General features: G+C 50.2%; 7 protein-coding genes. 6 read left to right on the forward strand and 1 reads right to left on the reverse strand.

Annotated features, from left to right (window positions below; all coding sequences use genetic code 11):
- Positions 1-292: 292 nt before the first annotated feature.
- Positions 293-844: a hypothetical protein gene (locus tag HMPREF2955_RS08915; RefSeq protein ID WP_070722758.1), complete on the reverse strand. Its 552-nt coding sequence runs from the start codon at positions 842-844 to the stop codon at positions 293-295.
- A gap of 532 nt (positions 845-1,376) precedes the next feature.
- Between HMPREF2955_RS08915 and HMPREF2955_RS08920 the strand changes: the two genes are divergently transcribed.
- From HMPREF2955_RS08920 to HMPREF2955_RS16585, 6 genes are all read left to right on the forward strand, one after another.
- Positions 1,377-4,376: a SusC/RagA family TonB-linked outer membrane protein gene (locus HMPREF2955_RS08920; RefSeq protein WP_070722761.1), complete on the forward strand. Its 3,000-nt coding sequence runs from the start codon at positions 1,377-1,379 to the stop codon at positions 4,374-4,376.
- 16 nt (positions 4,377-4,392) lie between these two features.
- On the forward strand, positions 4,393-6,015 hold the full coding sequence (locus HMPREF2955_RS08925; protein ID WP_070722762.1) for a RagB/SusD family nutrient uptake outer membrane protein: 1,623 nt from the start codon (positions 4,393-4,395) through the stop codon (positions 6,013-6,015).
- A gap of 29 nt (positions 6,016-6,044) precedes the next feature.
- Complete coding sequence (locus HMPREF2955_RS08930; protein WP_070722836.1) at positions 6,045-7,766, forward strand: BACON domain-containing protein; 1,722 nt, start codon at positions 6,045-6,047, stop codon at positions 7,764-7,766.
- A gap of 11 nt (positions 7,767-7,777) precedes the next feature.
- Entirely contained in the window at positions 7,778-10,633 is a 2,856-nt protein-coding gene (locus HMPREF2955_RS08935; protein ID WP_070722765.1) for a S8 family serine peptidase, read from the forward strand.
- A gap of 10 nt (positions 10,634-10,643) precedes the next feature.
- Entirely contained in the window at positions 10,644-11,588 is a 945-nt protein-coding gene (locus HMPREF2955_RS08940) for a PorV/PorQ family protein (protein WP_070722768.1), read from the forward strand.
- A 514-nt stretch (positions 11,589-12,102) separates the two neighbouring features.
- Positions 12,103-12,288, forward strand: a 186-nt coding sequence (locus HMPREF2955_RS16585) for a hypothetical protein (protein ID WP_210401297.1), incomplete at its 3' end; no start/stop codon positions are given.

Genomic DNA, 12,288 nt, shown 5'->3' on the forward strand with positions numbered 1-12,288 from the left:
ACAAATCTATCCATTTAACGGAAGAACCTTTTTTTATTCCTAACAAGCGTATGGAAGACAATCCAAACGCCCACCTATCAACTTGTGCAATAGGTGGGCGTTAGCTAAATGGTAGGTCAATAAGAGGTGTGCAAAGCCATTGGCCTACCTTGCCTTATGGGCATTTGGCCTTTTGCTTTATGGCTTGTCGGCCTTTGGTTTATGCTTGTGCTTATGGGTTAGTGGCGTTCTGCTTGCACTGGTTGTGAAAAAAACTTGCAAACTTACAAATCAACAAACCCGTAAGCTTAAATCATAAGCCGGCCTTCTCTATTTCCCTATAATCTTTAAAGCTCCTTACGTAGGTGCCATTATGGAAATAAAGGTAGCTTGCATAGTCTATTTCTTTTTGCGATCGGCCGATAAGCGGGTGATAAAAAGCCTCAATGTACTTTCCCCGCCACTTGGTTTGAAGGGCATCTGTGTCTATCATCAGTATGGGGAAATTCTTATTCACCGCACTAAAGACGTCGTCATAGATGTTTGAGATAACCAACAAGTCGATGTTTTGCCTTTTGCAGATTTCAGAAAGTGCCAAAGGCGACACGCAAAAGCCTGATTTGCAAAATGGAGTGAAATCATATATGATGACCTTTTCGTGCTTTGTAAGGTAGTCTTTTGTTTGTTCTACGCCAATCGCATATATGTTTGAGAAATCGCGAATGTCATCTATTGCACCTTTATAATGTACAACCCGTTCTTGCGCTCCCTTTGGTAGGCTAGAAAAACCTGACGTCAAGCCCGAGATTTGACAAGATATCAAGGTAAATGACATGATGATTATGCCTGCTATATATGATTTCATACGAAGTTATTTTTTTATTAAGTGTGATACAATAAACGTTTAGGTGTTGCAAAAATAGGCAATTATTCTCAGTGGAACAAAATATAAAAAAGTTTTTTTGCTGGTAAACCTTTGCGAGCTTTGGTATATGGGTTAAGCAACATGCTTATTACGTTCTAATATGGCAGAATCTTCTAGCTGCGTAGAACGAAGAAAGTTGCCTTGAAATCTTTGTTTATCCTTGTTTTAAAGGTAAATAACGATGTGCCGTTTGCTTGGCAAAATGATACCAATTATTAAATTATACTTTTTACAATTATTGTAAGTAAGCTGCATAATTTCAACAAAATGCGCATTAATTAGAAAATAACTCTTCTTATTTGCTTGGTTTTATAAATTTATTGCATATATTTGCAGAATGGTTTAACTCTGTGAATGTACTGACAGCTGTACTAAAACAAAATGGGTTTACAACGGAGGCACCATGCGGCCAAGCTTACTAAACATACGGTTGCGTGGGGCATAGGAAAAACTATAATCAACCTAGATAATTATGAAAGTAAGATTTTGGATGTTCACCCTTTGCTTGCTAACCGGATTGAGTTCGGTTTTGGCACAAACAATAACAGTGAAGGGAAACGTCGTAGATGAAAACGGGGAGGCCTTACCTGGCGTAAGCATCATCCCAAAGTCGGCCCCGAAGACGGGCACCGTGTCTAACATAGACGGAAAGTTTACTATCAGTGTGCGCAACGGAGAGAAACTTACGTTTAGTTTCATGGGGTATAAGAGCCAAGAATTGTCCGCCGCACCCCAGATGGACGTTCGGATGGAACCCTCCGACCTGACGTTGAACGACGTTGTTGTGGTGGGTTACATGGAACGTAAGGTAACCAACACCTCGGCCTCTGTGGTAAAGGTAACGGCCAAAGACCTGGCCATGAAACCCGTGGCCAACCCCTTGGATGCCGTTCAGGGCAAAGTAAGCGGCTTACAGGTGTTTTCCTCGTCGGGCGAACCCTCTTCGCGCCTGTCGATGGCTTTGCACGGACAAGGCTCGTTGGGCGCAGGTACAGGCTTGCTTATCATCCTCGACGGCATGCAAGTTAGTATGGCCGTGCTACAATCCATGAACGCCAACGACATCGAGAGTGTTCAGTTCTTGAAAGACGCGGCTGCAACATCCATTTATGGCGCACGTGCGGCCAACGGAGTGATGTATGTTACCACCAAACGCGGCCGAACAGAGACGCGCCCCACCATCAACCTTAGGGCGCAGTACGCCGTTTCGTCGTTGGCCAACACCGATTATTTCGACCAACTGATGACTGGTCCCGAACTATTACGCTATTATCAAGAGACGGGTATTTACACCGCCGACCAAATAGCGGCCTTAAAGAGCAAGTATTTCAAGGAAACCGACTTCCAATGGTATAAATATGTGTACCAACCTGCGCCCATGTACACGGCCGACGTGTCGGTATCGGGCGGCACATCTGCCGTTAGGTACTACCTATCGGGCGGCGCATTGAGCCAAGACGGATTGCGTATGGGGTCGGGTTACAAGAAAGCTTTCGGCCGTATTAACCTCGATGCGAAGTTGGCCGAATGGGTTCGCGCCGGCATAAACACCCAAATAGCATACGACGACACGCGCATTTCGCCCTTCGGCAACAACAATGCCGTGGGCGGAGGCGTTGCAGCCATGAACGCCCCCTTTGCATCGCCCTACGACCCAAGGACGGGAGAGGAACTGGAACGCGTGCCGCTGCTCGACATCACTACGCCTAAGCACGTTATTTCTACCAACCCAGCCAAGACCAATGCCTTTATCCTGTCGGCTAATGGAAACCTAACGCTCACGCCGATAAAGAACCTAACCTTGCGTTCGCTTGTTGGATTGGAACTAAATTACGGCGATAGCCGTTCGCGTACCTTGCCTAGCTACTATCGCGCATACGGAAATGGCAGTGCTGAACGTGGTTTCTCAATGGTATCCAACTTCACTATCACCAACACGGCAGCCTATAACATGGGCTTTGGCGACCATCACGTTACTGCGTTGTTGGGACATGAATACACCAATTATAACGATGATGGTTTCTCTGCATCGGGTTCGGGCATCTTAGACGACCGCCTTACCCTGCTTAACAACGCCACGCAAAAGAAGAATGTGGGCGAGGCAACCAACAGCTATGCTTTCCTTTCGTTCTTTACCCAGCTGTCTTACGATTTCTCCGAACGTTATTTCGTTGACTTGGTTTTGCGTAACGATGCCTCTTCGCGCTTTGGGCGCAACAAGCGCAACGGCTTGTTCTGGTCGGTAGGTTTGTTGTGGAAGGCTAAGGGCGAAAGCTTTCTTAAAGACGTATCGTGGCTTAACGAGTTAGACTTCAAAACGAGTTACGGAACGCAGGGCAACTCTTCTATACCTCCTTACAGCACATCATCGTATGTAGGAAAAGTGGGACAGAAGAAAGGCGGCATGAGCCTTGGCTTTGTTAGTCTTGGAAATCCCGACTTGGGATGGGAACACCAAAGCAAATTTACTGTGGGCGTGAAGGCTCGTTTGCTAAGTAGGCTGGACCTGAACGTGGAGTATTACAACCGTATAACGAGCAACATGCTCTTCGAAGTGCCGCTGCCCTACACATCGGGTATGCCTGTGGGCAACGAAGGTTATGCCACTCGTTACGATAATGTTGGGCGTTACCTGAACCACGGTATCGACTTTCAACTGGGCGCCGACATCCTTCGCGGTCGCGATTGGGGTGTTTCGGCCAACGTGAACTTCAACTACAACCGCGATAAAGTGCTCGAACTGTTCGAAGGACGTCAGTCGTGGCACGAACCAGGCGGCCAACTCGCCTACATGGTGGGTAAGCCCGTAACCTTTGTTCTTCCGCTTTACAAGGGCGTGAACCCCCAAACGGGTGTGCCCGAATGGTATAAGCCGGGCGCAGACAAGAACGAAACACGTCGCGACGACAGCGACGTGGTGTCCGAATACTCTTCTTCGCTCAGTCAAAACACAGGCGTAAACGCTTACACTCCCTTTACGGGCGGTTGGGGCATTTCGGCTTATTGGAAAGGTTTCTACCTCAACGCCGACTTCTTCGTGGCTCTCGGTAAGCACATGATATCAATGGATAAACAGTTTTACGAGAACGATTATCACGTTCGTAACCGCGAAGGAAACTTCAATGGGTCGCGCAGATTGTTCGACTATTGGAAGAAACCGGGCGACAACACCGAATATCCCTCGTTGGCATGGGTGCGCCAAGCCAACCACCAAAGCAACTACGTGGACTCGAAAATGCTTGAAAACGCCTCGTTCATGCGCCTGAAGAACTTTACCTTGGGCTACGACATCCCCCGCAAGAGCCTTGGACGACAGAACATCGTACGCACGGCAAAAGTGTTCTTTACAGGCAGAAACCTGCTTACCTTTACCAAGTTCCGCGGTATCGACCCCGAAGTGAACCGCAATGTTTCGTATGGTGTCAATCCCAACACCAAGCAATTGAGCGTAGGTGTGGAGATAGGACTCTAACAACAACACATAAATAATGAACACGTATATGAAAACAACGAAGATATTATTATGGGCGTTTACGCTTGCGGCCATGCTCCAAGGGTGCAATCTAGACCGCGAACCAGCCGATTATATAGACTATAACGCCTCGTTTCGCAATATGCAAGATGCCGCCAAATGGGACAATGGCATTTATTCCACCCTTCGCGGCAAGTTCGGGGGCGGCTATGTGTTGCCCCAAGAGGCGCAAGCCGACATGCTTAACGCGCATGCGGCCTTCGGAAACCTTTATGGAGAGTTTCATGGATGGACCATTTTGCCCGAAAGTAGCGTGATACAAGAAATCTATCACTCGTATTATTCGGCGCTCGTAGATGCCAATGTGGTGATAAAGAAGTTGCCCCAGCTGCCCGTTAGCGAGGCCGAAAAGCCCACGCAACGCCATTATTTGGGCAACGCATACTTCGCCAGGGCCTTCTATCACTTTAACTTGGCCTTGCGATGGGGTATGATCTACGATGTGGCTACGGCCGATAAAGACCTCGGTGTGGTGTTGGCATTAGAGCCAGGTTCGCTGGATAAACCCGCACGAGCCACCAACGCGCAGACCTATAAGCAGGTGTTGGACGATTTGAACGAGGCCGAAACGCTGTTGGCCGACGTTCCTACCAGCCCAGGAAACACCGAAATAAACGCCGATGCCGTGCGAGCACTTCGTGCACGCGTGTACCTATACATGGGCGACATGGACAAAGCGTACCAAGAGGCCAAACAATTGGTAGACAAAAACACCTATCCGCTTATCGCTCCCTACACAGCAAAGCTTAACAGCGAAGGAAAAGTAACGCCCACAGAAGACGCTTTCGCGCAGATGTGGTTCTACGATAAGGGTACCGAACAGATTTGGCAACCCTATGTGGCCAAAGAAAACGAAGTGCCTACGGTAACTTCGCTCTATGGCGCCGACCTTTCCACAACAACTCATTGGGACGAGGCCAAGCAGCCAAGTAAAGTGGGCGACTACAACAAACCGCCCTACGTGCCAACGCGCGAAGTGATTAACGACCTCTTTGCCAACGGAAACGACCACCGTGCACAAATCCACTTCGAGTTTGTAAATACCACGGTAAACGACGTGAATGTGTCTACTCAGCTTTATGTTGTGTCTAAGTTTAAGGGCAACCCCAACTACGCAACGCTCACTAGCACCCATTGGGGCGGCTATGTGCCCAACGGAAATCAAGCACCCAAGCCTTTCCGCATCGCCGAACAATACCTCATTGTGGCCGAGGCAGCCTACAAACTGGGTAACACGGCCGATGCCCAAAGCTATCTTAACACCCTTCGCCAATCGCGTGGCGTGCCTACCACAAGCGCAACGGGCGACGACCTGTACCAAGAAATAAAGAACGAGCGCGCACGCGAACTGGCTTACGAAGGGTTCCGCCTTTGGGACTTGCGCCGTTGGAAGTTGGGCGTTCGCAAACGTACGATACAAGGTGCCAAGGGGTATTATCAAGTGCCGGCATCGTTCTACGCAGGGGGCTACAAGGTAGACATACAAACAGGCAACAAGATGTTTGTGTGGCCGTTCCCCGACAACGAAGTGCAGATAAACCCGAACGTTAAGCAGAACCCTGGCTGGGATAAGCAATGACACATACGCTAACAAAAAACAAATACGCTATGTATAAGAATATAAAGATATGGGCTTTGCTCATCGTGGCATCGCTGGCTAGCGCATGCCAGAAGGATCTTACCTTGGGCGGAACGGAAGAGTTCGTTCAAGGCGAGGCGCAGACCCTCACTCTTAAACAAGAGGGCGAAACAAAAACGGTAAGCTTTACAACACTTGGCGACGAATGGCAAGTGGAAAAAGGGGCTTACGATGCTTGGCTTACCGCGAAAAAGGTGGGACAAGCACTCGAACTAACGGCTACGGCCAACGAGGGAGCCGACGAACGCCAGGCCGAAGTGGTTCTGGCCACGCCCGGAGGTAAGCAAACGGTAACGGTTACGCAGTTTGGCACGGCGCCTTTCATTGCCGTAGACGGCAGCAATGGTACGGCTATCTTTAACCATGAGGCGCATACGGCCGTAGAACTAAACGTTATTTCCAACTCGGATAATTGGCGTGTGGAGCAAGTTGACAAGGAAAACAACAAATGGCTCACGTACGATGTTGACCAAAAGCAACGCAAGTTGAGGCTAACCCTCACCGCCATCGACCGCAACAGCCCTTGGGCGCAGAGCAGTAGAACCGAAAAGCTGTTCCTATCTAACGGAAACAAGCACTTCTTGCTCAGCGTAACGCAAAACGGATACGTGCAATTCCAGCTGCCCGTGTGGGATTTGGACAACTTTAACTTGGCTCGTGTAACCGAACTTGAAGGCGAAAGGAACAACAGTCGCGACAGAGCTTTCGAGATAGACTCGCTCTTGCCGTTCAAAGAAGACGTAGACAAGATATATTATGCGTTCCGTTCGCCCGGCGAACAATCGCCTCGCATATTCTACACGCCCAACTATTACAGCAAACTCATTACTACCGCGTGGTTGAAAGCACCCAAAGGAAAGGAGTTCCAAAAAGAATCGTACGACCCGTGGTTGAAACAACAGGACTTTAAAGACGGCAACAAACAGCGTAATGCAACCGAAGCGCAATACTACTGCGAAGAAGAAAACCAAACACGACTGGTGCACGTCTACAACGACCCCAACAACTTCAAGATGTTTGGCGGCATATATAAGAGTCCTTGCATGAAGTATGTGGTGAGTTCCAACGAACTGAAAGTGGGCAGCAACGGCAAGGCCACCTGTTTCCCCGTATTCATTTCCGAGCGCATGCACAACAAGTCGTTCAAGCTGCAAGAGGTGATTGAGTTTGAAAAGAAACGCGGAATGAAACCCGATTTCGAGAACCAATTCAACAGCGAAAAGATAACTACCACCACCGAAGACCCCAGCTGCAAGTACTCGCGCCTGCTCTTCGTGCCCGAAAATGCCAGCTACGATGCCGGTTCGTTGGCGAATGTCATCTACTTCTTCAACTGGCGAGGCGTTACGCCCGAAGACATTGATGCAGGTTTGGTGGCCGATGCAGAGCTCAGCGGCACCGTTGGTTCGTGCCAAGTGTTCTACATGGGCGGCGAAGTGCTGTATAATCGCGAGGTGGAAGGCACTCCCGGCGTGTACGAATGGTACACCTATACCTTGCCAACCACTACAAGAAACGCCATGGAAGATAAGGGCTACACTTACTTCCGCGGCGACAATAGCGGCTTTGTTACCTACTTCCGCGGCGAGGCCGACCTCATCGACATGCGTCCGCAGCAAACGCGTACGGTCATTACTTACTATAAGAGTAAGCATTATGTAGACCTAATCAAGAAAACCCTCAACTTATAGACACTCATCCAATGAAAAAGTTCAGAAAAATATATACATTGGCGGCTTGTATCACGTTGACCTTAGGTATGTTTTCGGCTTGTAGCGACGACTTGCTCTCCTCGCAAAACAACCCTAACGCTGCCCAAACCGCCGCCGACGAGGCCTTTCCTTGGCAACCTGGCATGGCTTTCATCAAGCTGAAACCAGGCGTAAACCCCAGCACCCGTGCTGCAACGCAGAGCGTAACGCGTGCAAAGGTGTTCGACAATACCGACGTAAAGGTGGAACAGGTGTTCGACATGAACAACGAATATGCCGCATTGAAACGTGCAAGAGGGCTCGACCGATGGTTTGTTGTGAAATTCGACAGCACAAAGAACGTTGAAGAAGTTATCAACGAACTACGCCGCGACCCTGCCATCGAGAAGGCTCACGGCAACGTGCAGATTACGCCCAGCAAGGTGAAGTACACCGCAGCATCGCGTGCGCCCATCCCCTCTAACAAACTAAGACCTGCAAACGATGGCGCAGGTCCACTTAATTTTAGCGACCCTTACTTACAATACCAGTGGCATTACACCACCACCATCGGTTCGTATGGCCTGTTTAAAGAAGGGGCAGACGTAAACCTGTTCCCTGCTTGGCAGAAAGAAACGGGCAGCCCCAACGTGGTGGTAGCCGTGATGGACTCGGGTGTCGACTTCGAACACGAAGACTTGGCCGCCTCTGCCTGGCAAGGTGTCGACAAGAATACGGGCCAGAAGATACACGGACGTAACTTCTATGCAGCCGAAAGCGGTAAGGGCGACCCCAACGTTATCGTGGCCGGCGGACATGGAACGCACGTGGCAGGAACCATTGCCGCACGAAACAACAACGGCCTGGGCGTTTGTGGCGTGGCCGGTGGCAACGGCAGCGACGATTCGGGCGTGCGACTGATGAGCTGCGAAATATACGGGCGCGATGGAACCAAAGAGACTGCATCTACTGCTTACATCGTTAAGGCCTTCGAATTTGCTGCCGAAAACGGGGCATCCGTATGCAACTGCTCGTGGGGTTACGCCTTCGACCGCAAGAAATACCTCAACAACGAGAACTTCCAAAGCATCTTCAAAGCGCAGTTCGACTTGCTGAAAGACGGCATCAACTATTTTACCGACTATGCCGGATGCGACCCGCAGGGCAACAAAAAGCCCGGTTCTTACATGAAAGGTGGTCTTGTTGTCTTTGCATCGGGTAACGATTCGCAATACGACATCGACATGATACCCGCCTCTTATGCGCGCGTGGTGGCCGTGGGCGCAACCAACAGCATGGGTATTCCCACCGACTATATGAACAAAGGGCCGTGGGTAGACATCCTTGCACCAGGTGGAACCACCGAAACGGGCGAGGTAATGAGGGGCGTACTAAGCACCGTGCCCAAGGCTTTTGCCCAAATGAGCACTGGCGGAACGCCCAATACCGACTTTACTTTGCCCAACGACAACAACTACGCATACGCACAAGGCACCTCTATGGCGGCACCCCACGTATCGGGTATTGCCGCGTTGATTGTGTCGAAGTTTGGTAAAACCAACCCCAACTTCACCAACGAGGATCTTCGCCGCCGCATACTTGGAGCCGTAAAAGCCACCAGTCCCTACGCCGTAAAGACCGATGCCAACCTCGCAGGCAAGATGGGTGTGGGCTTTATTGATGCAGATTTCGCCCTTGCCGACCCCGAAACGCAGAAGCCCGACGCACCAGAAATAACCGTTACCGACTATTCAACGGATGCCACTCGCGGCTATTACGATGCCCGCATAACATGGAAAGTAACCGACGATGCCGATGCGCTGAACGAACAACGCACGGCCTTTGCCTACGACATACACCTCTATAAGAAGGCCGACATGAGCAAACCCGTGCAAAGCCTAACTCGTTATTCGTACGATAAGCTTGCTGGCACCGAGTTGGAGCAAATGTTTACGGGGCTGGATACTGATGTTGACTATGTGGTAAAGATGTCGGCGCGCGACCGTTTCAACAATACTTCGGCCGATGTAACGGCTAGTTTCAAAACGCGCCTTAACCATGCGCCCGTACTTGGCGGCGCAATGACCGACACGTTGCGACTACTCGACACGCAACCTTACTTCCATAAGGTGATGCCCGTAACCGATGAAGACGGCCACACATGGAACTATACCACCACCGCGCTGCCAAGCGGCGTTGAAATTAAACGTGTAGGCAACGCCTTAGACCTCTTTATCAAGGTAGGTTCGGTAGGTTCGTACGGATTTGAAGTGACCCTTACCGACCAACTTGGCGGCAAGACGGTGCAGAAATTCGCCTATAAGGTGGTTTCGCACACGGCTCCCACGCCCACAAACACGCTTAGCGACGTGTCGTTGTTCGAGCAGGGCGAGGCCGCACAAATTAATTTGGCCAACGCTTTCACAGCCATGAGTGGTGGCGAGATGCAATTCGCGGCCACATCTAGCAACGATGCGGTGGTAAAAGCCTCGGTAACGGGCAAGCAACTAACGCTAACCCCCGGACAAAAAGGCACGGCCACGATAACCCTCACGGCCATCGACGGCGGCAAACGCACCACAACAACCATCCAAGTGCGTGTTACCGACAAGAACGCCCCCGACGTGCACACCATCTATCCTATACCGGCGCACAGCTACATCAAGGCACTTATGCGCAGTGGGGTAAGTAAGGTGCAGGTTATCGTTACCTCTTTGCGTGGCCAAAAGCTTATCGACGAAACCTTAACGCCCGACAGTCGCACGCACGAAGTGACTTTGGGCATCGACCGACTAGCTCCTGGCACCTATTATCTGCTGCTCAAAACCGAGCGCATAACAAGCAAACACACCTTCATCAAGAAATAAACAGCACGCTATGAATAAGATATCAATGGCACTCCTCGCGTTCGGCGCAAGCCTGGCAATGGAGGCCACGGCGCAAAGTCGCATACTACCTGTGCTAGAAGCCACACCCGATGCGCGCACAGCAGCCCTGGGTGGCACTTTGCTTGGCAATGCCAACCAAATGCACATTTACACTAACCCCGCCGCCCTTACCTTTGGCGAAAAACGTTTTGTAGCCGACCTGTCTGCCGAGGCACAACCTAAAACCGACGAGGGCCGACTGATGCAATATAACTTTGCGACGGGCTATCGCTTTGCCAATCGTTCGGCCTTGATGGCAGGCGTGCGTTACCTTGGCGGCCTAACGGTTCCCTCGGTGGGTGCTACGGGCGAACCGGATAAGGTTTCGCCCTACGATATGGCCCTAGACTTGGGCTATTCGTTCGCCGTAACGCCCGAAGTGGCCGTGTATGCCACTGCAACCTACGCCCGAAGTCATGCCGCTACCAGCGCAAACGCTTACGCTTTCTCGGTTGGAGCGGCCTATCAAAAGGGTTTCAACATCTGTCCTTCCATCCCTACCACGCTAACTGTTGGTGCACGACTGTTGGATTTCGGCAAGTCGGTGAAGTTTAACGATACGGGCATACCCCAAAGTTTGCCCACTTCGGTGGCAGTAGGCGGCGACTGGGCCGTAAACTTCGCTCCGCAACACGCGCTTACTTACGCCCTTTCGTGTCGTTATTTCACCCCGAAAGATGCTAGCGAAACCTTGCTTGCCGGTGGTTTGGAGTACACTTACAAACGCATGCTCTCTGCAAGGGTGGGCTATCAGTATGCCGACAAGGGTTCTAATGCCCTTACTTTCGGTGCTGGTGGCGAGTTGTCGGGTTTCAAACTCAACGTGGCCTACCATCATGCCTTCGCCGATTACGGCGTAGATGCCTTGATGGTTGGCTTGGGTTACGCCTTCTAGCTTTGCTTTGCAGCGTAGGCTGCCTTAAAGTGTGGCATGGCAAGTGCCTTGCCGCACTTTCTTAGAAACTTACCATTGCAGCGTAAGTTACATCATAAGCGAGAGCCATATCTTGCCGCGAAGACGGCGTAGATATGGCTTTTGCTTTTATTAGTGGAATTATAAAAGGGGTGTCAACTTGCCAACATTTGTCCGTTTTTCAGTAAAGACTTTGACGTTATTACTGCATTTTTTTCAACCAAACGCCCAACTTGCCGCAAAAAATCGATTCTCGCGAAGGTTTGTTTCGATGTAAAATGGGGATAGCATGCGAATATGTCAAAATGAATTTTTATTTAGATAAACTGCCATTTGCACCAGATTTTGGGCTGTTTGGTGCTAAATGTAGTGCGTTTTGCTGCTAAACGCAGTGCGTTTTGGTGCTAAATGCAGTGCGTTTTGGTGCTAAATAGCGTGCGTTTTGGTGCAAAACGCAAGGTAAAATGGTGCAAAATGCAGTGCAAAATGCTGCTAAATGCGAGCCGAAAAGCATAAAAATACGCTGCAATGGAATAAATACAACCCTCTCGAACCTTTAAAAATAGGACTAAAAAGGGCAAAATGGCCGCTAAAAAGTGGGTTTTTGGGGGTAAAAAGTGGGTATTTGGGCTTGGAAAATGACGAGCCGGCAACCAATCTAGAAAGGCAAAATGGCGCAAAA

The sequence above is a fragment of the Prevotella sp. HMSC073D09 genome, from assembly GCF_001814145.1.
GTDB classification, from domain to species: domain Bacteria; phylum Bacteroidota; class Bacteroidia; order Bacteroidales; family Bacteroidaceae; genus Prevotella; species Prevotella conceptionensis.